Below are 21,748 nucleotides of genomic sequence, written 5' to 3'. Positions count from 1 at the left end.
TGACGGCGAGGGGGCGGTTGTGATGGATGTAGTAGAGCTGCACAGACGGGCCAGCGAGGACTTCGTCCGCCATGTCGCCGCGGTCGAGCCCGATCAGTGGGACGACCCGACGCCGTGCGCCGAGTGGGACGTGCGGATGCTGGTGAACCACGTCGTCGGCGAGGAGCGCTGGACCGTGCCGCTGATGGCCGGCCGGACCATCGAGGACGTCGGCGACTCGCTCGAAGGTGACCTGCTCGGCGACGACCCGGCCGCCGCTGCCGCGCACGCCGCACGCGCCGCGCAGAACGCGATCACCGAGCCCGTACTGCGGGGTGGCACCGTGCAACTGTCGTACGGCGAGGAGCAGGCGGCGGAGTACGTCTATCAACTGGCAGCGGACCATCTCATCCACGGCTGGGATCTGGCGGTCGCGATCGGTGCGGACGCCCGGATGGATCCCAAGGTGGTGGACGGGATCGCTCAGTGGTTCGAGGAGCGCGAGGATCTCTACCGCGGCGGGGGCGCGATCGCCGATCGGGTGAACGGGTTCTCGGATCCCGCGGACTCGCTGCTCGGCGCCTTCGGGCGGGATCCGGCCTGGACTCCGGCGCATGCGGCGATCGCCGCACTCGGCGATGCCTTCGGGCGCGGGGATGTCGACGCGATCATGGCGCAGATGACGGACGACTGCGTGTTCGAGTCCACCTCGCCGGCTCCGGACGGGGCTCGCTTCGAGGGAGCGGACGCAGTACGGGAGCAGTGGCAGAAGTTGTTCGACGAGACTCCGGATGCGTTGTTCGAGACCGAGGAGTCGGCCGTGCTGGGTGACCGGGCCGTCGTCCGGTGGAGGTTCTCCTGGCGCGAAGCGGACGGCGGCCGCGGCCACGTGCGCGGGGTCGACGTGATCCAGCTGCGCGACGGGAAGATCGCCGAGAAGCTGTCCTACGTGAAGGGCTAGGAGTCCTGGGCTTCGCTTTTCAGGGCGCCGACGAAGAGGCCGGCCTCGAGTTCGGTCATGCCGGTCTCGCTGACGACCAGGGCGGTCGCTTGGTGAAGCTCACCGGCGGCCTTGAGTGCGCGGGTGCGCTCGGCGAGGTTGGCGCCCGGCCTGCGGACGACGGGCGTGTCGGTCACGGGCGGCACGTAGCGGCCGAGCCTGATCTCGTCGACCAGGTCCTTCGCGTGCTTGAGGTCGAGGCCGGTCCGCTCGTGCACCAGCTTGACCGCGAAGAGGTTCTTCTTGGTGGTGATCAGGAAGCGAACCTGGTCGACATCCTCGGTGGAGAGTCGGGCCCGCGCGGCGGCGAGGGCAACGTTGTCGGTGTCCTTGCTGCTGTTCCGGCTGAACAATCCCATGTCGCAATCCTTCCAGAACCCCTCAAACCCCGAGCACCTGCCGCAGGTGTCGTGCCTTCCTCCGGGAGGTGTCTTTCAGCTCTCGAGAACGCGGAGGACGTGCGGCCAGGCTTCGGCGCCGAAGGCTCGGTCGGCCTCTTCGGTGCCGCCGCGGGCCATCCGCTGTCCGGTGGTCTTCGGCTCTTCGCCGGGGAAGATCAGGCGGTGGCCGGCCTCGCCCGAGATCAGCACCTGGGTGAGCCCGCCGCGGCGGAGGGCGATCTCCTGCGCGAACTCTACCGATGGCCAGAGCCTGTCGTCGCCGCCCGCGAGCAGCAGCAGCTCACCGGTGAACCGCTCGGCCGGGATCCGCGCCGGCTCGACCTCGTCGGGAAACTTCTTCATTGATGAGCGGTACATTCCGACATAGCTCGGCGGGTCGTCGTCGGGCTTCCAGTCGAGGTCGAACGGAACGAACGGGAGCGGCTCACCTTGCCAGGTCCACGGCGAGGTCTGGACGCCGTTCTCGATCCAGCCCCACCCATACGCACTGGGAGCGATCGCGACCACCGCGTCGACCCGCGGATCCAGGGTCCCGAGCAGCAGCGCCGCCTCGGCACCACGCGACATGCCCATGGTGACCAGCCGGTCGTTGCGCGCCGCCAGTTCGTCCAGTGGGAAGGACTCCAGCGGGATCTCGCTGATCCGGTCGCCGAACCACTGCGGCGCGATCACGTCGTACCCCTGGGCTTCCAGCACCTGCACCCGATCCAGGTCGGGTTTGCCGCTCGAGCCGTGCAGCAGCAGGACGCCGGTGGTCACCCGACGACGACCTCGACCCGCTGGAACTCCTTCAGCTCCGTGTAGCCGGTGGTCGCCATCGCTCGCTTGAGCGCGCCGACCAGGTTCATCGTGCCGTCCGGCACCCAGGACGGGCCGAACAGGATCTGCTCCATCGTGCCGGTCACGCCGACCTCGACCCGCTCACCGCGCGGGAGGTCCTGGTGCCAGGCCTCCGCTCCCCAGTGGAAACCGCCACCGGGAGCGTCGCTCGCCCGCGCCAACGGCGAGCCGACCATGACCGCGTCCGCGCCACAGGCGATCGCCTTGGCCACGTCGCCGGACCGGCCGACCGACCCGTCGGCGATGACGTGCACATACCGGCCGCCGGACTCGTCCATGTAGTCCCTGCGCGCCGCAGCCACGTCCGCGACGGCCGAAGCCATCGGCACAGCCACACCGAGCACCTTGCGCGTCGTGTGCGCCGCGCCGCCGCCGAACCCGACCAGCACTCCGGCCGCGCCCGTCCGCATCAGGTGCAGCGCGGCCTGGTGGGTGGCGCACCCGCCGACGATGACCGGTACGTCGAGGTCGTAGATGAACTGCTTCAGGTTGAGGGGCTCGGCCTGGCCGGAGACGTGCTCAGCCGACACCGTCGTACCGCGGATGACGAACAGGTCGACCCCGGCGTCCACCACGTGCTTGGCGAACTGCTTGGTCCGCTGCGGCGAGAGCGCGCCGGCGACGGTGACACCGGAGTCGCGGATCTCCTGCACCCGCTGGGAGATCAGCTCGGGCTTGATCGGCGCGGAGTAGATCTCCTGCAGCCGGGTGGTGGCGGCTTCCTTGCTGATGGTGGTGATCTCCTCCAGCAAGGAGGTCGGGTCGTCGTACCGGGTCCAGAGGCCCTCGAGGTTCAGGACGCCGAGACCGCCGGCCTTGCCGATCGCGATCGCGGTGGCCGGCGACATCACCGAGTCCATCGGCGCGGCCAGGATCGGCAGCTCGAACCGGTACGCGTCGATCTGCCAGGCGACCGAGACCTCCTCGGGGTCCCGGGTCCGCCGCGACGGCACGATCGCGATGTGGTCGAACGCGTAGGCCTGCCGGCCCCGCTTGGCGCGGCCGATCTCGATCTCGGTCATCTGGTTCCTTCTGGGTGGTGGCGGGTCAGCGGCCGGAGTAGTTCGGCGCCTCGACCGTCATCTGGATGTCGTGCGGGTGCGACTCCTGCAGCCCGGCGGAGGTGATCCGCACGAACGTGCCCTTGTCCTGCAGCTCCGGCACCGTCCGCGACCCGCAGTACCACATCGACTGGCGCAGGCCGCCGATCAGCTGGTGCGCGACGGCGGACAGCGGGCCGCGGTACGGCACCTGGCCCTCGACGCCCTCGGCGATCAGCTTCTCGTCGCTGCCGACGTCGCTCTGGAAGTAGCGGTCCTTGGAGTAGGACTTGCGCAGACCACCGGACTGCATCGCGCCGAGCGAGCCCATACCGCGGTAGGCCTTGAACTGCTTGCCGTTGATGAAGACCAGGTCGCCCGGGGACTCCTCGCACCCGGCGAGCAGCGAGCCGAGCATCACGGTGTCCGCGCCGGCCACGAGGGCCTTGGCGATGTCACCGGAGTACTGCAGGCCGCCGTCGCCGATCACGGGTACGCCGGCCGGCTTGCAGGCCAGCGACGCCTCGTAGATCGCGGTGACTTGCGGGACCCCGACGCCGGACACGACGCGCGTAGTACAGATCGAGCCCGGGCCGACGCCGACCTTGACGCCGTCGGCGCCCGCATCGACCAGCGCCTGGGCACCCGCGCGGGTGCCCACGTTGCCGCCGACGATGTCCACGCCCTGAGTGGCCGGGTCGGCCTTGAGCTTGCGGATGATCTCCAGCTGGGCCTGCGAGTGACCGTGCGCCGTGTCGACCACGAGCACGTCCACGCCCGCCTCGATCAGCGTCATCGCGCGCTTCCACGCCTCGCCGAAGAAGCCGATCGCGGCACCGACGACGAGCCGGCCGGCGGAGTCCTTGGTGGCGAGCGGGAACTGGTCGCGCTTGACGAAGTCCTTCAGCGTGATCAGGCCGGTCAGCTTGCCGGCCTCGTCGACCAGCGGCAGCTTCTCGATCTTGTGCTGGCTCAGCAGCTTGATCGCGTCGTCGCCGGAGATGCCCTGCGGGCCGGTGACCAGGGGCTGCCGGGTCATCACCTCGTGGATGGGCCGGGACGGGTGGTTCTCGAACCGCATGTCCCGGTTCGTCACGATGCCGACCAGCACGCCGGCGTTGTCGACCACCGGCACGCCGGAGATCCGGTACTGGCCGCAAAGCGCGTCGGCCTCGCCGATGGTGGCGTCCGGGCCGATGGTGATCGGCTGGGCGATCATGCCTGACTCGGAGCGCTTGACCAGATCCACCTGCTGGGCCTGGTCCTCGATCGAGAGGTTGCGGTGCAGTACGCCGAGGCCGCCCTGGCGCGCCATCGCGATCGCCATCCGCGCCTCGGTGACGGTGTCCATCGCGCTGGACAGCAACGGGATGTTGACCTCGATGTTCCGGCTGACCCGGGACTTGGTGATGACCTCGGAGGGAACGACGTCGGACTCGTTGGGCTGCAGCAGCACATCGTCGAACGTCAGGCCGAGGACGGCGAACTTGTCGGGAACTCCAGTGGGTGTGATGTCCATGAGGAAGGCAAGCACCTTTGCACGGCGAGAACGGGACCCCATCGTATGCCGCGCTCACCCGCTGCCCCGAATCGGTCCGCCCGGCAGCCACCCGCCGGCCCGGTCACCTTGCGGTGGGCGGGCGGTGGGTGGTTCGGTCAGCGACCGGTCATCGGGGTGTTCAGAACTCCCAGGATCTGACGGAGAGTGACCGGCTTCATGGATCCGTGCGCCCGGGCGATCGCGGCGTGCTTGCCCTCGGCGTACAGGCCGCTGGAGTGCTTGCCCGTGGCGTAGTTCGCCCTGACGTAGCCCACCGACGGCTTGCCGTTGGAGTGCTTGGCGCCGGACGCGGCCGACTTGCCGATGTACTGCTCCAGGCGGGTCGGCTCCTCGACCGGCACAACCGGTACGACCGACAGCACTGGCGGGACCTCGACCGCCGGCTTCTCGTCGGCTGCCGGCTCGTCGCTCTTGTTGCCCTGGTCGGTCGGCTGCTCCGCGGGCGGCTCGCCTACGGGCAGGTCGGTCGCCTGGTCACCGGCTCCGTCGGTCGACTCGGACTGCTCGCCACCGCCGCCCGACTGCGGAGCGGTGTCGCCGGTCTGGTCACCACCGATCGTGGTGTCGCCGGTGTTCGTGTCACCAGGGTTGGTGTCGCCATTGCCACCGGTGCCCGTCTCGCCGATACCGGTCTCGCCGGTGGCCGGCGGGGTCGGCTGAGTCCCCGAGTCGCCGTTCGAACCGCTGCCGGGCTCGACCGGCGGCGTGGTCGGCTCGGTGGTGGTCGGGGGCGTGGTCGGCTCGGTGGTCTCGGTCGGCGGCGGGTCCGTCGGCTCGGTGGTGGTCGGGGGCGTCGTGACCGGCGGGTCAGTCGGGCCGTCGGTGGGCTGCGTGGTCGGCTGGTCAGCCGGCTGCTCCGGCTCGACCGGCTGCTCTTCGACCGGCGCCTGGACCGTGGTCGGCTTCTCCGCCTGCGTCGGTTGCACCCGGGCCAGCAGCGGTGGTGTCTGAGCGACGACGGAGGCCGGCGGGAAGGTCAGCGGATCCTCGCCCTGCGCCACCTCCGCTTCGGCGGCGGCCTTCTGCTCTTCGACCTTCTTCTGGAAGTCCTTCGCGACCTTGACGATCTTCGTCTTGTCGACCACCGGCATGCCGTCGAGCTGCTCCTGCGGGAAGCTCGTCTGCGGACGCAGCCCGTCGACGACCTTCTCGATGACCTTCTCGTACGGCGACAGCGGATCGCCGGTCACGGCAGCGGCCACGCCGGAGACCGAAAGGGCGGCCACCGCGGCGACACCCAGGGCCAGACCCCGGGCGGCCATCTTGCGCGCGAACGGATCCGTGACCGGGTTCAACGCGGCACAGCGCGCCAGGAAGTTCTCCGGGTCGTCGATCCTCTCCACCGGGAGCTCGTCCTCGACCTCCACCGCGAGCCGCAGATCGGCCAGCAGCTTCAGGGCCGGGTCGTGCTCGCCCGCCTCCCAGGCGGACTCCCCACCGGATGCGAGCAGGTCGAGCAACGCGTCATCTGCTTCGATCGCGTCGAGATCAAAACGGTCAGCCATGTCGCTCCTCCCCTGCCCCTCGTTCCATCTTTGCCTCATGCCCCACAAACCCCCTGAGCGTGTTCAACGCCCGATGTTGTGCGACCCTCACCGCCCCCGGTGTCATCCCCAGTGCCCGGCCGGTCTCCTCGGCTGACATCCCCGCTACCACCCGGAGCCGCAGGATCTCCCGCAGCTTCTCCGGCAACCTGTCCAGCAGCCCCACGATGTGCTGGACCTCTGAATGGCGTACGGCGTGCTCCTCCGGCGTCGGTGACTCGTCCGCCCCGTCCGGAAGATCCGGCGTCGACAAGTCCGCGACCGCGAACGCACGCTGGGCATCGGCGACCTTGCGGGCCGCGATGCCGTAGACGAAGGCCTCGAACGGCCTCCCCTCGTCCCGGTACCGGCCCAGAGCGCCGAATACCGCGACACAGACCTCTTGCGCGACGTCGTCGACCATGTCGGCGCCGCCGGGGTAAGTCCAGAGCCTCGACCGCACGTAGCGGTGGGCAACTGCCCGCACCCTCGTGAGCAGGTCGTTCAGAGCATTCCGATCACCTTCAGCCGCAGCTGCGGCCAGGTCACGGAGCTCGACCCGATCGTGGGTGTGCGGTACTTGGACCTCGGTCACCCCTCGCCCCCCTCGTTCAGACCGGTCAGCCTGCAAGATAGTACGGCGGCCACCACGGCTTGCATAGTGGCAACCCGTAATCGCTGAGCTTTTTTCACTACAACCGGTGAGCAAACACGCCGAGCAACCCCACCCCGCTCCTCCGTCGCCGCTCAACAGCCCGTCCCACGCTGCGGTTGGTGAGGCGCCGCGTACGGAGTGACAGGAAGATGTTGCGGTTCCCGTCCGCGCCCACGCCTGCACGACCCAGCGGCGCCGCGGTTTCCCTGGTACTCCCTGTCGGTCCGTACACCGGCTCGCGTACGGCGCCGCAGTTCCCCGAGTACTACCTGTCGGTCCGTACGTCGTCCCCCGTACTGCGCTACTCGGGCTGGGGAAGACAAACTGCCCGGCTGGTCCGTGGGGACCGGCCGGGCAGTTCGGGTGGAGCAGGTGCCGAGGAATCAGTGGCCGTGGCCGTGGCCGTGACCGGCTCCGGCGGGCTCTTCGTCTTCGGGCTTGTCGACGACCAGGGTCTCCGTGGTGAGGAGGAGGGCCGCGATGGAGCCGGCGTTGGCGAGGGCGGACCGGGTCACCTTGACCGGGTCCAGGACGCCCTGGGCCAGCAGGTCGCCGTACTCGCCGGTGGCGGCGTTGAAGCCGCTGCCGACCTCGAGCTCGGCCACCTTGGCGGTGACGACGTAGCCCTCGTAGCCACCGTTCTCCGCGATCCAGCGCAGCGGCTCGACGATGGCCTTGCGGACGATCCGGACACCGGCGAGCTCGTCACCCTCGAGGTCCAGGCCGTTCTCCAGCACCGCGCCGGCGTGGATGAGAGCGGAGCCGCCACCGGCGACGATGCCCTCCTCGATGGCCGCACGGGTCGCCGAGACGGCGTCCTCGATCCGGTGCTTCTTCTCCTTCAGCTCGACCTCGGTGGCCGCGCCGACCTTGATCACGCAGACGCCGCCGGCCAGCTTGGCCAGCCGCTCCTGCAGCTTCTCGCGGTCCCAGTCGGAGTCGGTGCGCTCGATCTCGGCCTTGATCTGGTTGACCCGGGCGTCGATCTCGTCACCCTTGCCGCCACCCTCGACGACGGTGGTGTTGTCCTTGGTGACGACGATCCGGCGAGCGGTGCCGAGCACCTCCAGACCGACCTGGTCCAGCTTGAGGCCGACCTCGGGGGCCACCACCTGGGCACCGGTCAGGACGGCCAGGTCCTCCAGCATCGCCTTGCGGCGGTCGCCGAAGCCCGGCGCCTTGACGGCGACGGAGGTGAAGTTGCCGCGGATCTTGTTCACGACGAGCGTGGACAGGGCCTCGCCCTCGATGTCCTCGGCGATGATGAGCAGCGCCTTGCCGGACTGCACGACCTTCTCCAGCAGCGGCAGCAGGTCCGCGACCGCGGAGATCTTGCCCTGGTTGATCAGGATGTACGGGTCGTCCAGCACCGCTTCGCCGGCCTCGGCGTCGGTGATGAAGTACGGCGAGATGTAGCCCTTGTCGAACTGCATGCCCTCGGTGAAGTCGAGCTCGGTGCCGAACGTGTTCGACTCCTCGACGGTGATGACGCCGTCCTTGCCGACCTTGTCGAAGGCCTCCGCGATCAGGTTGCCGATCTCGGAGTCCCGGGCGGAGATGGTGGCGACGTGGGCCATGTCGCCCTTGTCGTCGACCGGCCGCGCGGTCTCCATCAGCTTCGCCGACACGGCCTCGACGGCCGCCTCGATGCCCTTCTTCAGGCCCATCGGGTTGACCCCGGCCGCGACGGCCCGCAGGCCCTCGTGCACCAGCGCCTGGGCGAGCACGGTCGCGGTGGTCGTACCGTCACCGGCGATGTCGTTGGTCTTGGTGGCAACCTCCTTGGCCAGCTGCGCACCCAGGTTCTCGAACGGGTCGTCCAGCTCGACCTCACGCGCGACGGTGACACCGTCGTTGGTGATGGTCGGGGCGCCCCACTTCTTGTCCAGCACGACGTAGCGGCCCTTGGGCCCCAGCGTCACCTTCACCGTGTTCGCGAGCTTGTCGACGCCGCGCTCCAGCGCGCGCCGCGCGTTCTCGTCGAACTCGAGGATCTTCGGCATGGAAAACTAGTCCCTCTCTGAGTTTCAACATGGGGCTCGCGGGTCCGGAATCGACTCCGCTCCGGCGCCGGCATCCGGCACCGGAGCGGTGTCAGTCAGAACAGCGAGCGAGGGTGTGTCCCCTCGTTCCGCGCGGTAGCGGGCAGAGCCACGCGGCACGCACTGGACGAGGAGGCACGCCCTAACATCACTTGGTGATGACTGCCATCACTTGGTGACGACTGCGAGGATGTCGCGGGCGCCCAGGATCAGGTAGTCCTGGCCGTCGTACTTGACCTCGGTGCCGCCGTACTTCGAGTAGATGACCTTGTCGCCGACGCTGACGTCCAGCGGGACGCGGTTGCCGTTGTCGTCGATGCGGCCGGGGCCGACGGCGAGGATCTCGCCCTCCTGGGGCTTCTCCTTGGCGGTGTCCGGGATGACCAGGCCGGACTTCGTGGTCTGCTCGGCTTCGAGCGGCGCAACGAGGACACGGTCCTCGAGCGGCTTGATCGTGACCGACACTTGCTGACCTCCACGGTCGAGTTCTTGGTGTGTTCTGCAGGTGCTGCGAGCGGCCGTTCACCTCTGCCGTCGCGGGGATCAGAGGCCGGGCCGCTGGCACCCTCGAGTGGAGAGTGCCAACACCGAATCTAGGCGGCGATTAGCACTCGGTCAACTCGAGTGCCAGATTCTCGCCCACGGCGGACAACCGCACCGGAAGTGATCGCCCGTGCGCTTTCCGCCACCGAGCCCTAGGCGGCGGGACCACCGGCGTGGGACCGTCTTGCGTGGAGGCATTCCCGGCCGCCCCGGGATCGACCCACCAGGAGAGAACCATGGCCGTCCGCATCCCGTCGCTCCGGAACCTGTCGCTCTTCAAGCTCACCCCGCGCAAGGCCGTCGCCGTCGTCGCGATCCTCATCAGCCCCATCGCCGTGGCAGCCGTCGCCGCCAACGGGAACAACTCGCCCCAGGAAGGCTCCGCCGCCTCGGGTGGCACCGCCCCCGCAGTACAGCCGCCGAAGGCTGACTCAGGGGAAGCGAAGACGGACGCGCAGGCGGAGACCAGGGCAGCGGCTGCACTGACCCAGTGCCGGTCCGCGCGGCTGGTACCGGTCGGCAAGACCGGCTGGGGTGTCCCGATGCCGTCGCTGTGGAACAGCGCCAGTACGACCTGCAACCTCCTGTACGGCGACGACCCGTACCGCGGCTTCGCGCGCACCGGGGACCCGGACACGGCGATCCGGACCCTGCAGCGCAACCTGAACTACTGCTACGGGTACCGCCTCACAGTGGACGGCGTGTACGGCAGCAACACCCGTGGAGTGGTCAAGGCGGTGCAGAAGCGGCACAAGCTCACAGCCGACGGCATCTACGGCCCGAAGACCCGCTCGGCCATGAACTGGCGGCTGTTCTCATCGAAGACGAACACCTGGAGCAAGGCCTGCTCCAGCCCGCTGTAGCCCCCGGGCAGACTTGGGCGGGTGGACCCTTCGTCGATCACCTCGCTGCTCACCGCACCCGGGGACGCAGTACTGGCCGAGGCCTGTGCCGAGTTCAGTCCCGGCGGTGAGCTCAAGCTGGTCGAACAGCTCAGACGCCGGTACGACGCTGCCGTGGTGACCGCCGCGGTCACGCAGGCGTCGCTGCGGTACCGGGCGGCCGCCAAGTTCGGCGCAGAGGACGCGGCACGGATGTTCTTCACGCCGGATGGGCTCGAGCAGGCCACGCGGACCACAGTGGGAGTCCATCGGGCCGCACGCATCGCGGGCACTCTTCCTGGCGCCACTGTGGTCGACCTCGGTTGCGGGATCGGTGGCGACCTCATCAGCGCCGCCCGCGCCGGCTTGCGCGTCACGGGTGTGGAGCGAGACCCCGCGACAGCAGCTGCAGCACAGGCGAACCTCGCGGCACTGGGTCTGCCCGGCGAGGTCCTGGTGGGAGACGCCGAGGCGCAGGACGTCACGCAGTACGAGGTGGTCTTCGCGGATCCGGCACGGCGGGCCGATGGGAGGCGGGTGTTCGACCACAACGCCTACTCGCCGCCGTGGTCCTTCATCACCGACCTGCTGGCGGGTACTGCGTGCGTCAAGGTGGCTCCGGGCATTCCGCACGACGCTGTGCCTGAAGGCGTCGAGGCGGAGTGGGTCAGCGACGCGGGCGAGGTCAAGGAGGCCGCACTGTGGTCCGGCAAGCTCTACGCCGGTACTAGCCGCCGCGCGACACTACTGCCCGGCGGCGCGACAGTGACGTCGGCACCGGAGGTAGACAGCGGTCCAGTCGGGCAGTACATCTACGAGCCGGATGGGGCTGTAGTCAGGGCCGGACTGGTTACTGCCGTCGCAGCGGCGGTCGATGGCTGGCTGCTGGATCCGCGGATCGCCTATGTGACCGGCTCCTCCTTGGCCGCGACTCCCCTGGCCTCTGCCTATGAGGTGATCGAGGAACTGCCGTACCGCGAGAAGGCACTGCGGTCTTGGGTTCGGTCGAACGGCATCGGCACGCTGGAGATCAAGAAGCGCGGCGTCGACTTCGACCCGGCACAGCTCCGCAAGAAGCTGGCCCCGAAGGGCTCCGCGAGCGCGACGCTCATCGTGACCCGGATCGGCCGGGACGCGGTCGCCTACTCTTGCCGCCGGGTCGCCGCCGGCACTGACTGACGGCGAATCATCGATTTGCTTTCACGGCATACTCGAACATATGATCGATCCCACGAGCGGGCTCCTGGCCGGCCAGCCGACGGACGAGGTGCTGCGTCTGTTGCCGCACCCGACCAGGAGCCCGCCACTAAGCATCACGCCGGTGTCGCTGGATGTTCACCTCGCTGCGTCAGGGTTGGCGGGAACCGGTCTGCCGCTGGCCGTTTCCTGCGGACCTAGCGGTGAGTTCAGGTCCACGGGCTCTTGCCTGCCGCGCCCTTCCCCGCGCTGCAGGAGCACCTGCAACTGCAGAACACCTGAGGCCGCGGTAGTCAGACCTGCTCCAGTGCTTGGGAGCCCAGGACTCGCAGGCGGAGACGGGCCGCGGCGATGTCTCGTACTCCGGCCGCATTCCCACCCGGGCGGTTCCACAGCGGAAGTGGATCCACCCGATCGGACTCGGTGGTCAGTGCCGGGCAGTCCGTGGGATCACCTAGAGCGGTGGCGACGAAGCGGCGTACGAGTTCGTTCCAGTCGCCGGAGCGGTGGAGCATCGCGTGCTTCTCACCTTCCACGGACACCAGGGCAACCGGTACTCCGGTGGCCCGCAGGCGCCTGGCATAAGCAGCCGTCGCCGCGGGATCCGTGATCCGGTCCAACGTTCCATGCGCCAGTACTACGGGCCCGCGCAACGCGACGAGTGGTTCACCGTCGGGCAGCCACGGAGCCAGACCCAGAACACCCGAGACCGACGGGTGATTGCCAGCGGCAACCACTGCGCGACCGCCCATCGAGTGGCCGATCAGGACCACCCGGCGGATGGACGACGGGAGTCCGTCGAGCACCGTGCGAAGGTCGTTCGCCGGATGAGCCTCAGTACCGTTCCAGCCGCGATACCGGTAGCGCATCAGGCCGACAGCGGCGCCGGGAGCAGCCGAGTGCGCGGCCAAGGCCAACGGCCACATCCGCAGGATCGCCGCTCGCCAGCCACCGGCCGGATCCAGCGAGTCCACCACCCCGCCATGCGCGAGCAGCACCAGGTCCGTCGCCTTCTCCGGCGCCGCGAGCAGATCGATCCCGGGAAGGCTCGTCACGGTTGGCCGTAGATCTCGGCGGGACTGCGAGCGACGCCCAGGAACAGATTCGGGTCAGGGAGATCTTCAAAACCGTAGGAACGATAGAGCCCGTGGGCGTCGGCCGTCGCCAGCATCGTACGGCGCAGCGACTGGAGGTCCGGATGCTCGAGCAAGGTCGAGACCACGAAGCGCCCGAGCCCATGGCCACGCGACGAAGGCAGCACGAAGACGTCCGCGATCCACGCGAAGGTCGCCCGATCCGTCACCGCCCGTGCGAACGCGACCTGAGCTCCGTCCGGCGCATAAACCCCGACGTTCAGGCTGTTCGCAACCGCCTTCTCCACCACATCCCGCGGCACTCCCGGCGACCAGTACGACGTACGCAGGAACCCGTGCACGACATCCAGATCGACCCGTGCGGAGTCGTCGTCGGCGACGAACCCGTCCGGGTGCTCCCACCTCATGAGTTCAGCACCGTCGTGATCGGCATCGAAGAATCCGCCGGCAAGCCCAACGGCGACGGCGACTTCCCGGCCCGCACGAGTTCCGAGCCGAGCGCCGCCACCATCGCTCCGTTGTCCGTGCACAGCCCCGGCCGCGGAACCCGTACTGCGATGCCGGCCGCGGCGCAACGCTCCTCGGCCATCGCCCGCAACCGGGAGTTCGCCGCGACGCCGCCACCGATCAGCAGGTGCTCGTAGCCGCGGTCCCTGCAGGCATCGATCGCCTTGCGGGTCAGCACATCGCAGACGGCCTCCTGGAACGCGGCGGCCACGTGGTTCACCGGCACGTCCTCGCCGTCACGACGCTTCGCCTCGACCCACCGCGCGACGGCGGTCTTCAAACCGGAGAAGGAGAAGTCGAACCGGTGCCGCTCCAGATCCCGCTGACTGGTCAGCCCGCGCGGGAACCGCACGTAGAGCGCGTCACCGCCGTCTCGTGCCGCCTTGTCGACATATGGACCTCCGGGGAACGGCAGCCCCAGCACCCGGGCGACCTTGTCGAAGGCCTCCCCCGCCGCGTCGTCGATGGTGGCGCCCATCGGCTCGACGCCGACGGTGATGTCCTCGACCGCGAGCAGCGACGAGTGACCGCCGGAGACGAGCATCGCGATCGCGCCCTTCGGGAGGTCCCCGTGCTCGAGCGTGTCGACCGCGACGTGTGCGGCGAGGTGGTTCACGCCGTACAAGGGCTTGTCGAGCGAGAGCGCGAGGCCCTTGGCGGCGGCGACGCCGACGAGCAGGGCGCCGGCCAGGCCGGGTCCGCTGGTGACGGCGACCGCGTCGACATCGGACGGCTTGATCCCCGCGGTCTCACAGGCGCGGCGGATCGTCGGCACCATCGCCTCGAGGTGCGCGCGACTGGCGACCTCCGGGACGACTCCGCCGAACCGGGCGTGCTCCTCGACGCTGGAGGCGATCGCGTCGGCGAGCAGCGTCTGCCCGCGGACGATGCCGACCCCGGTCTCGTCGCACGACGTCTCGATACCCAGGATCAAGGGCTCGTTCTCACTCATCCGACATCTCCCGCCACCGCATCTCCAGCCACCACGTCTGCTGCCGCCACATCTCCCGGCCACCGCATGATGACCGCGTCCTCGCCACCGGCGTAGTACCCGCGCCGCCGGCTCATCTCCCCGAAGCCGAAGCCCCGGTACAACGCCTCCGCCGACTCATTGCCCGCAGCAACTTCCAGCAGGACGGTCCGGCCCGCGCATCGCTCCAGCGCCTTGGTCAGCAACTGCCCGCCGATGCCGGTACGCCGCTCGTCCGGCGCGACCGCGATCCGCAGCAGATCCACCGGGTCCTCCACAACGGCAGGAACCAGCAGTACTACGTATCCGACCACGGCGCCTTCGTCGGCGACGAGCACCACCCGATCCCCATCCAGCCGGGCGAACTCCTCCGCCCAGGAGTCGGCACTCCACGCGGACGCGCCGAAGCAGACCTGGTCGAGCGCGACGAGCGCGGCCAGGTCGGCGGCTGCGGCCGGGCGGATGCGAGGTCTCACTTCGGCAGCACGCTCTTGGGCCCACCGGACATCGTCACGTCAGGGCGTCGCAAATACAGCGGGTCCGGCGCGACCACAGGCAGAGTCCCGGTCGCCACCCCCAGAGCGAGTATTTCGGCCGACGGGTACTCGGGCACGTCGTTGGTGTCGAGCCCGAGTGCCTCCGCGTAGAGAAAGGCACCGCGGCCGATCACCGGCAGCCCGGCGAGAACGTGGGCGACATCGGCAGGGCGATCCACCGCCGGCCCCTCCAGGCGCCGGCGACTCCCGTCAGCGGCGGGTCCGTCGTACAGGGCCCAGTAGATCTCCTTGCGGCGGGCATCCGTCGCGACGGCGACGGGCAGGGTCAGGGAGGACTGCCGCGCGAGGATGTCGAGGCTGCAGACACCGGCGACCTCGATCTCGAGCACGTCCGCCATGGTCCGCGCAGTCACCAGGCCGACCCGCAGGCCGGTGAACGGACCTGGTCCGACACCGACGGCGATCTTGGTCAGGTCGCGCGGAGTACAGCCGGCGGTTGCCAGGGCCGCAGCGATCGCGGGCGCCAGCAACTCGCCGTGCCGCAGCGCATCCACGGTCGACGAGGAAGCGAGGATGGCCCCGGTGACCGGATCGGCGACGGCCACGGTCACCGCGGCACTGGACGTATCGAACGCAAGCAACATGGTCAGTCCCTCTCCGCCGCGGACAGAACCGGCGGGGTGAGCGAGACACCGGTTTCGGCCCAGCGGGGGCCGGCTGGAGTGATGCGGAGGTCCCGGGTCTCGTCGACGTCGTCGTCGCCGCGGGTGATCACGATGTCGAGGCGGTCCGGGGCGAGGGACTCGGCGAGTCCGTGGCCCCACTCGACCACGGTGACCGCGTCGTCGAGGCTGGCGTCCAGGTCGAGGTCGTCCAGCTCGGCGATACCGCCCAGCCGATAGGCGTCCACGTGCACCAGCGCGGGACCGCCTGCGAGCGACGGATGCACTCGCGAGATCACGAACGTCGGCGAGGTGATGTCGCCGCGCACCTTCAGCCCGGCCCCCAGACCCTGGGTGAACGTCGTCTTGCCGGCGCCGAGATCACCCGACAGCACGAGTACGTCACCCGCTCGCAACTGGCCGGCGAGTTCTTCCGCGGCCGCGCGCATGTCGTCCGCGGTGGGGATGGTCAGCTCGATCGGCATCGCCTTCGCGTAGATCAGGTTCTGCCCCTCACGCTCGACCACGGAGTACCCACGACGCCGCCAGAACTCCACGGTGTCGGGTAGTTCGACCCGGGCGATCAACCGAACCCGGCGAAGACCGCGCTCGCGGGCGGTGTCCTCGGCGCAGCCGACCATCGCGGAGGCGACCCCGCGGCCCTGGAAGCGCGGGTTCACCGAGACCCGGCGCAGGCCGAGCACGTCGCCGTCGACCTCGAAGAGCATCGCGCCGGCCGGTACGCCGTCGATGAGCACGAGCAGTCCGCCGTGCGCGGCGACAGCGGCGGCGACGGTGGTGGCGTTCTCCGACAGCGCGGTCGACGGCGGGTCGAGCACGCGCCGGGCGGAGAAGGCGTGGTGGATGACGTCGACGATCTCTTCCACGTGCTCCGCGGTGGCGTCCACCACGTGCAGGTCGGTCATGTCTGTCCCAGGGATGTCTCGGCCCGCTCGATCATGCCGAGCAGGGCTGCGGTGAACTCGCGGTGGTGCTCGATCAGGCCGAGGTGCCCGCAGTTCTTCACCTCGACCAGCTCCGCCCCCGGTACGTGCCGGACGATGTCCTCCGAGTGCTCGAACGGGGTCAGATGGTCGGAGTCGCCACCGATGACCACGCACTCCACCTTCTGCAACGGTTCCAGATGGTCGTATCGCTGGTGCATCGCGAAGATCGGGTAGAACTCCGCGATCACCGAGATCGGCGTCGCGGCGATCATCTCGTTGACGAACTCGGTGAAGGCCGGCGGCACCTCGGAGCCGAACGAGTACTTCCGGGTCAGCAGGTAGCTGATGTCCGTGCCGGCCTTGCGGCTGCGCTCGACCACGTCGGGGACCCGGGCCAGCGCCGAGACGGTCGGCGTCGCCAGCGCCCGGATCAGCATCCCGGCCTTGCCCGGCAGCGCGATCGGGACCCGGTCCAGCCCGCCGGCGCTGGTGGAGCACAGCCCGACGCCGATCACCCGGTCGCCGAAGATCTCCGGGTGCTGCTCGGCCAGCGCCATGATCGACATGCCGCCCATCGAGTGCCCGATCAGGATCACCGGGCCGGTCGGCGCGAACTCCTCCATGATCCCGAACAGGTCCCGGCCGAGTTGCTCGATGCTGACGTGCTCCTTCGGCGACCGGCCGGAGCGTCCGTGCGAGCGCTGGTCGTAGAACACCATCGTGCCGATCCCGGCCAGGTCGCGGCGCTCGAAGTGCCAGCAGTCCATGTTCAGCCCGTAGCCGTGCGCGAAGATCAGCGTCAGGTCCTCCGGCGCGTTCACCTCCACCTTGCGCCGCAGCCGGCGCTTGGCCGGAGGCGCCGGACGCCGGGACCGCTTCAGCTCGTCGACCTCGACGTACAGCTCGACGCCGTCGTCGGCGGTGAAGACGTGCGGAGTACCGCGCAGCGATCCGAACGGCTCGGCCTCGAGCTGGGCGCGCTGGCCCGAGCGACGGCCGATCACCTGGCGCTCGACGGCGACACCCGCCGCGGCCCCGGCGGCGATCACGCCGACCGCGGCGCCGATCAGGCCGGCGATGCGACCTACTTTGGCCACGCCGGTCACCTCCCGCTGTCGACGTACCGACGGGGGATCCGGGCGCCCAGTCGGGTGACGATCTCGTAGTTGATGGTTCCTGCCGCATCCGCCCAGTCGTCCGCGGTCGGCTCGCCACCGGTACCCGGCCCGAAAAGCACCACCTCGTCGCCTGCCGCGGCCTCGGCGTCCTCGAGATTGACCACACACTGATCCATGCAGATCCGGCCGACGATGGTACGACGCGCGCCGCCGGCCTGGACCGGCGCACCGTTCGACGCGTGCCGCGGCAGCCCGTCGCCGTACCCGAGCGGGATCAGCCCGAGCGTCGACGGACGGGGCGCGGTCCAGGTCAGCCCGTACGACACCCCGGCGCCGGCCGGGACCCGCTTCACCATCGCGAGCCGCGCCCGCAACGTCATCGCCGGCCGCAGCCCCAGCTCGGACGACGGCAGCACATGCCCGAACGGCGACAGCCCGTACGTCGCGATGCCGGGCCGGACCAGGTCGAAATGGGTTTCGGGAAGCGCCAGCGTGCCGCCGGAGTTGGCGAGGTGACGGAGCTTCGGCTCGACCCCGAGGGAGGCCGCGATCTCCACCGCCGACTCGAACGTCGCGACCTGCGCCTCGTTCGCCGCACTCTTCGGCTCGTCCGACGAGGACAGGTGGGACCAGATCCCGGTGATCTCCAGCCGGCCGGTCTTCACTTCGCGCAGGGCAGCGCGGATCAACGCCGGCCACTCCTCCGGTACTGCGCCGCCCCGGCTCATGCCGGTGTCGATCTTGAGGTGCACTCTGGCGGGCCGGTCCGTCACCCCGGCCGCGAGCTCGTCGATCTCCCAGGGCGCCGAGGCGGACAGGTCGATGCCGGCGGCAATGGCCTGCGCCAGCGGCTCACCAGGGGTGGTCAGCCAGCAGAAGATCGGACCGGTGTCGCCGGCCGCACGCAGCGCCAGCGCCTCCTCGAGCACGGCAGCCCCGATCCAGTCCGCACCGGCTTCTCGGGCAGCGCGGGCGACCGGGACCATTCCGTGCCCGTAACCGTCGGCCTTGACGACCGTCATCAGCTGGGCAGTACCGACGCGCGCACGCAGCGTGGCCACGTTGTGGCGGATCGCACCGAGGTCGACAACCGCCTCAGCACGAACGTTGGAGGACTCTTGGGGCTCAGACATAGCCCCTCCAGTCTCTCAGGCGGTTCGAATGAGCTTGGGTAGGGCGGTCATTTCGTGGAACGTCGCGGTTGCGGCGGACAGCTTCTCGGGGGCGGTCATGGCGGCGAAGCCGAAGACCTTCATGCCGGCGGAGTTGGCCGCGGCTACTCCGAGCGGGCTGTCCTCGACGACAACACAGTCGGTCGGCTTCACGCCCATCATGGTCGCAGCGTGCAGGAAGAGATCGGGCGCGGGCTTGCCGTGCCGGACATCCTCCGAGCTGAAGATCCGGCCCTCGAACCGCTCCCAGAAGCCGACCGCCGTCAGTGCGGTGTGGATCCGCCGATGAGTGCCGGACGACGCCAGGCAGTAGGTAATGCCGTCCGCATCCAGCTGGTCGAGCACCTCGCGGACTCCGGGGACCGGCTGGAGGTGGGCGAAGCCGTCGAAGAGCCGCTGGTGGTAGCGGTCCTCCAGATCGGCGGGCAGCGGCGAACCCAGCTGCGCCTCGGCCTTCTGCCGCATCGACACCATGCTGCCACCCATGAAGTCCCGGACCGTTTCCTCGAATGTGTACGGCAACCCCGCCTCGGTGAGCAGTTCGGCCAGGATCGTGTTGGCCAACCGTTCCGAGTCCACCAGCACGCCGTCGTTGTCGAAGATCACCAGTTCGGTCACAGCTGCACCCTATGCAACGCGACCGCCGTGACGTCGAGCGTCACGGCGGCCGCGGGGTGCGCGAGAGCGTGGGGGGTCAGTTCTCCTGGATGGAGAAGTCGTTGAAGTTGAAGCGCTGCTTGGTGTTGCCGGTGGACACGACCTCGACGCCGAAGTCGACCTGCCAGGTCGTGGCCTTCGGGGCCCAGCCCCGGGAGACCATGTCGTTGAAGAAGCTGGCCAGCGGCATCGTGCCGGACTTCTGCGTCACCTGGGACACGTAGGCGGTGTAGCCGTTCTGGTGCCAGACGTCGTAGGTGAAGCCACCGAACGCCACGGTGCCGACCTTCCGGCCAGCCGGGACCTGGCCCTTGTTGTCGGTCCAGATCATCAGCTCGTTGTTCAGACCATCGCCGATCCACGCGTCGAACGCGACGTTGTAGATGCAGGCCGCGCAGTTGGCGGGGGTCGTCGCGGCGAACTTGGCCGACTGGATCTTGGACAGCGCGACGTCGTTGTAGTCCTTGTGCACGTTCGGGTACGCCTGGACGCCCTTGTCACCCGGCAGCGGCTGAGTGACGTCGACGTACCAGTTGTTGTAGTTGCAGGCGCCCAGCGAGTAGGTGCCGTTGTCGTTGTTCCACATGTTGTTGTGGACGTAGTACGCGCCGAACGTCCGGCCCTCGCCCGAGTTGTTGCTCGAGGTGGTGGTCCACACCGGGTTGGTGCAGTTCCCCACCGGGCTGGTCGTCGTCGTGGGGGTCGACGTGGTGGGGCTGGCGGTCGGAGTCGTCGGGGTCGACGTCGGCGGCTTGGTCGGCGTCGTCGTGGTGGTGGTCGGGGTCGGGGTGCTCGCCGGCGGCTGGGTCGGGGTCGTCGTGGTCGTCGGCGTCGGGGTGGTCGGCTGCGCTGGAGCCGCGGCGAAGTCGTAGTGCGCGGTGTAGCGCACCTTGGCCCCGGCGCGGTAGTTCTCACCGTTGCGGCTCAACGCCCGGAGGCGGTAGGTCTTGTCGTTGGTTTGGTTCGGGTCGATCGAGATGATCGCCGGTCCGGCCGCGGTCGCCGTGATCGCGGCCGGCTTCACGCCGAAGCCGTGCACGACGGTACAGCTGGAGGACGCGTCCAGGACGCAGGTCTCCACGCGGCCGACGCTCGGGAGGGTCGAAACCGTGCTGTCCGCGGCGGTCGCGGTCGCAGCGACGGGAGAATCCTTGGCCGCCTGAACGGCGATCGGTGCGGCTACCAGCGCACCGAGGGCAAGGAACACCGCTGGGATGACGACGCGGCTTCGGGCAGTTCGGATGGGGGGCATGCGAAACATTCCTCTGCTCGACGGGCCACCACTGACTGCCCCAGCACTCCAGCGATGGCCCACAAAAACTCTTCTGTTGGATCCCCAGAATGGCCAGGTCAGTCGACGCCCCCGAAGCGCCGATCCGGTCCCGGCAGACCGGCGATGAAGGCTTGCCGGCCATGTCGTTCTCGTTTGCTCTCGCGCGTACGGCGGCCGACGTTATCCAACCGTGATCCGAAAAGGCAACCTGGGGTACCCCTTTCACGCAGCGTATCCGGGCCGTCTCGGGCCTGGCGCTGTACCGACGTCCAACCCGTCAATCGCAGCCGCGACGGCCGGATCCGAACGCATTCTCGAAGCGCAGGAGCACGCTCACCCCGCCGTCGGTCGGCTGCAACGTCTGGAGGGGCCGGAGCGTCCGTAGGGTGTGAGGATGCGGATGATCGCCGTCGCTGGGGCCGGGTTGCTGCTGACGCTGGCCGGATGCGGGGACGAGTCGAGCGCGGGCGGGTCGCTGGACGGAAGGTCGTACCTGTCCGTGACGGTGACCGAGGACGGCAAGGCCAGGCAACTGGCGCCGAATACCCGGATCCGGCTGCAGTTCATGGACTACGGGCGGCTGATGGCCGACGCCGGGTGCAACTCCATGGGCGGCAAGGTCTCGACCGACGGCGGGAAGTTGTCGGTCCAGGATCTCGCGATCACCGATATGGGGTGCGACGCGCCACGGCATGCCCAGGACGACTGGCTGGCCAAGCTCCTGCAGGACGACCCGGCCTGGAAGCTCGAGGCGGACAAGCTCAGCGTGACCAAGGGCGGTACCGAACTGGTCCTCCAGGACCGGGAGACCGCGGAGCCCGACAAACCGCTGGACGGCACCAGGTGGACGCTTGAAACGGTCATCGCCGGGGAGATGGCCTCGCACACGGTGGGTTCGGAGAGGGCGCACCTCACCATCAGCGGCGAACGCGTGACCGGATCGACCGGGTGCAACGACCTGCAGGGCATCGTGGCGCGGACCGGCAACAAACTGACCTTCGGCGAACTGAGCGTCACCCTCAAGGCGTGCACAGGAAACGTCGACGCCTTGGAGAAGGCGATGCTTGCCGCATTGAAAGGCGAAGTGACCTACAGCATCGAAGCGAACCGCCTCGAACTCCGCACCCCCGACGGCAACGGCATCGACCTCACCAGCGGCTGATTCAGGCCTGCAGCCGACGGAAGGCCG

22 protein-coding genes are annotated in these 21,748 nt (G+C 69.2%); 4 read left to right on the top strand and 18 right to left on the bottom strand.

Annotated elements, in window-relative coordinates; translation table 11 throughout:
• The first annotated feature begins 22 nt into the window (after positions 1 to 22).
• Positions 23 to 940, top strand: a complete 918-nt coding sequence (locus tag ACFPJ1_RS30550) for a TIGR03086 family metal-binding protein (protein ID WP_380109141.1) — start codon at positions 23 to 25, stop codon at positions 938 to 940.
• Here ACFPJ1_RS30550 and ACFPJ1_RS30545 read toward each other — a convergent pair.
• From ACFPJ1_RS30545 to groES, 8 genes are all read right to left on the bottom strand, one after another.
• Positions 937 to 1,338: a hypothetical protein gene (locus ACFPJ1_RS30545; protein WP_380109139.1), complete on the bottom strand. Its 402-nt coding sequence runs from the start codon at positions 1,336 to 1,338 to the stop codon at positions 937 to 939. The two genes, ACFPJ1_RS30550 and ACFPJ1_RS30545, sit on opposite strands and share 4 nt — an antisense overlap.
• Positions 1,339 to 1,413: 75 nt before the next feature.
• Complete coding sequence (locus ACFPJ1_RS30540; RefSeq protein WP_380109136.1) at positions 1,414 to 2,139, bottom strand: acyl-CoA thioester hydrolase/BAAT C-terminal domain-containing protein; 726 nt, start codon at positions 2,137 to 2,139, stop codon at positions 1,414 to 1,416.
• Complete coding sequence (locus ACFPJ1_RS30535; protein WP_132190709.1) at positions 2,136 to 3,242, bottom strand: GuaB3 family IMP dehydrogenase-related protein; 1,107 nt, start codon at positions 3,240 to 3,242, stop codon at positions 2,136 to 2,138. Before ACFPJ1_RS30535 ends, ACFPJ1_RS30540 begins: the two co-directional genes overlap by 4 nt.
• A 25-nt stretch (positions 3,243 to 3,267) precedes the next feature.
• Positions 3,268 to 4,779, bottom strand: coding sequence for an IMP dehydrogenase (gene guaB, locus ACFPJ1_RS30530; RefSeq protein WP_380109133.1), 1,512 nt, complete (start codon positions 4,777 to 4,779; stop codon positions 3,268 to 3,270).
• Positions 4,780 to 4,916: 137 nt separating this feature from the next.
• On the bottom strand, positions 4,917 to 6,326 hold the full coding sequence (locus ACFPJ1_RS30525; protein WP_380109130.1) for a hypothetical protein: 1,410 nt from the start codon (positions 6,324 to 6,326) through the stop codon (positions 4,917 to 4,919).
• Complete coding sequence (shbA, locus tag ACFPJ1_RS30520; RefSeq protein WP_380109129.1) at positions 6,319 to 6,939, bottom strand: RNA polymerase sigma factor ShbA; 621 nt, start codon at positions 6,937 to 6,939, stop codon at positions 6,319 to 6,321. The genes ACFPJ1_RS30525 and shbA overlap by 8 nt, the downstream gene beginning before the upstream one ends.
• 443 nt (positions 6,940 to 7,382) lie before the next feature.
• Complete coding sequence (gene groL / locus ACFPJ1_RS30515; protein ID WP_380109127.1) at positions 7,383 to 9,002, bottom strand: chaperonin GroEL; 1,620 nt, start codon at positions 9,000 to 9,002, stop codon at positions 7,383 to 7,385.
• Positions 9,003 to 9,209: 207 nt separating this feature from the next.
• Positions 9,210 to 9,506 carry a co-chaperone GroES gene (gene groES, locus ACFPJ1_RS30510; protein ID WP_132190703.1) on the bottom strand — a complete coding sequence of 99 codons (297 nt, stop codon included), beginning with the start codon at positions 9,504 to 9,506 and terminating at the stop codon, positions 9,210 to 9,212.
• Positions 9,507 to 9,820: 314 nt separating this feature from the next.
• On the opposite strand from groES, the gene ACFPJ1_RS30505 reads away from it, so the two are divergent.
• Together ACFPJ1_RS30505 and ACFPJ1_RS30500 are read left to right on the top strand one after the other, a co-directional pair.
• A complete protein-coding gene (locus tag ACFPJ1_RS30505; RefSeq protein WP_380109124.1) occupies positions 9,821 to 10,447 on the top strand; it encodes a peptidoglycan-binding domain-containing protein in 627 nt (208 codons plus the stop codon).
• Positions 10,448 to 10,468: 21 nt separating this feature from the next.
• Positions 10,469 to 11,644 carry a class I SAM-dependent methyltransferase gene (locus ACFPJ1_RS30500; protein ID WP_380109122.1) on the top strand — a complete coding sequence of 392 codons (1,176 nt, stop codon included), beginning with the start codon at positions 10,469 to 10,471 and terminating at the stop codon, positions 11,642 to 11,644.
• 311 nt (positions 11,645 to 11,955) lie between these two features.
• On the opposite strand, the gene ACFPJ1_RS30495 is transcribed toward ACFPJ1_RS30500, so the two are convergent.
• The 10 genes from ACFPJ1_RS30495 to ACFPJ1_RS30450 all read right to left on the bottom strand — a co-directional run bounded on the left by ACFPJ1_RS30495 (position 11,956) and on the right by ACFPJ1_RS30450 (position 20,538).
• Positions 11,956 to 12,717: a dienelactone hydrolase family protein gene (locus ACFPJ1_RS30495; RefSeq protein WP_380109120.1), complete on the bottom strand. Its 762-nt coding sequence runs from the start codon at positions 12,715 to 12,717 to the stop codon at positions 11,956 to 11,958.
• Positions 12,714 to 13,163, bottom strand: a complete 450-nt coding sequence (locus ACFPJ1_RS30490; RefSeq protein WP_380109118.1) for a GNAT family N-acetyltransferase — start codon at positions 13,161 to 13,163, stop codon at positions 12,714 to 12,716. The genes ACFPJ1_RS30495 and ACFPJ1_RS30490 overlap by 4 nt, the downstream gene beginning before the upstream one ends.
• Complete coding sequence (gene tsaD / locus ACFPJ1_RS30485; RefSeq protein ID WP_380109116.1) at positions 13,160 to 14,215, bottom strand: tRNA (adenosine(37)-N6)-threonylcarbamoyltransferase complex transferase subunit TsaD; 1,056 nt, start codon at positions 14,213 to 14,215, stop codon at positions 13,160 to 13,162. Before tsaD ends, ACFPJ1_RS30490 begins: the two co-directional genes overlap by 4 nt.
• Positions 14,212 to 14,709, bottom strand: coding sequence for a GNAT family N-acetyltransferase (locus ACFPJ1_RS30480; RefSeq protein ID WP_380109114.1), 498 nt, complete (start codon positions 14,707 to 14,709; stop codon positions 14,212 to 14,214). The genes tsaD and ACFPJ1_RS30480 overlap by 4 nt, the downstream gene beginning before the upstream one ends.
• Positions 14,706 to 15,374: a tRNA (adenosine(37)-N6)-threonylcarbamoyltransferase complex dimerization subunit type 1 TsaB gene (gene tsaB, locus ACFPJ1_RS30475; protein WP_380109112.1), complete on the bottom strand. Its 669-nt coding sequence runs from the start codon at positions 15,372 to 15,374 to the stop codon at positions 14,706 to 14,708. The genes ACFPJ1_RS30480 and tsaB overlap by 4 nt, the downstream gene beginning before the upstream one ends.
• A gap of 2 nt (positions 15,375 to 15,376) precedes the next feature.
• A complete protein-coding gene (gene tsaE / locus ACFPJ1_RS30470; RefSeq protein ID WP_380109110.1) occupies positions 15,377 to 16,318 on the bottom strand; it encodes a tRNA (adenosine(37)-N6)-threonylcarbamoyltransferase complex ATPase subunit type 1 TsaE in 942 nt (313 codons plus the stop codon).
• Entirely contained in the window at positions 16,315 to 17,436 is a 1,122-nt protein-coding gene (locus ACFPJ1_RS30465) for an alpha/beta fold hydrolase (protein ID WP_380109108.1), read from the bottom strand. The genes tsaE and ACFPJ1_RS30465 overlap by 4 nt, the downstream gene beginning before the upstream one ends.
• Positions 17,437 to 17,441: 5 nt before the next feature.
• Positions 17,442 to 18,590, bottom strand: a complete 1,149-nt coding sequence (gene alr / locus ACFPJ1_RS30460) for an alanine racemase (protein WP_380109106.1) — start codon at positions 18,588 to 18,590, stop codon at positions 17,442 to 17,444.
• A gap of 15 nt (positions 18,591 to 18,605) precedes the next feature.
• Positions 18,606 to 19,247: an HAD family hydrolase gene (locus ACFPJ1_RS30455; protein ID WP_380109104.1), complete on the bottom strand. Its 642-nt coding sequence runs from the start codon at positions 19,245 to 19,247 to the stop codon at positions 18,606 to 18,608.
• A gap of 76 nt (positions 19,248 to 19,323) precedes the next feature.
• Positions 19,324 to 20,538 carry a glycoside hydrolase family 12 protein gene (locus tag ACFPJ1_RS30450; RefSeq protein WP_380109102.1) on the bottom strand — a complete coding sequence of 405 codons (1,215 nt, stop codon included), beginning with the start codon at positions 20,536 to 20,538 and terminating at the stop codon, positions 19,324 to 19,326.
• Between the two features lie 415 nt (positions 20,539 to 20,953).
• Between ACFPJ1_RS30450 and ACFPJ1_RS30445 the strand changes: the two genes are divergently transcribed.
• Complete coding sequence (locus tag ACFPJ1_RS30445) at positions 20,954 to 21,721, top strand: META domain-containing protein (protein ID WP_380109100.1); 768 nt, start codon at positions 20,954 to 20,956, stop codon at positions 21,719 to 21,721.
• Positions 21,722 to 21,748: the final 27 nt, after the last annotated feature.

Source organism: Kribbella qitaiheensis (assembly GCF_042657745.1).
Classification (GTDB): domain Bacteria; phylum Actinomycetota; class Actinomycetes; order Propionibacteriales; family Kribbellaceae; genus Kribbella; species Kribbella qitaiheensis.
Note: the sequence above shows the minus strand (reverse complement) of the source record. Positions and strands in the feature narration are given on the sequence as shown.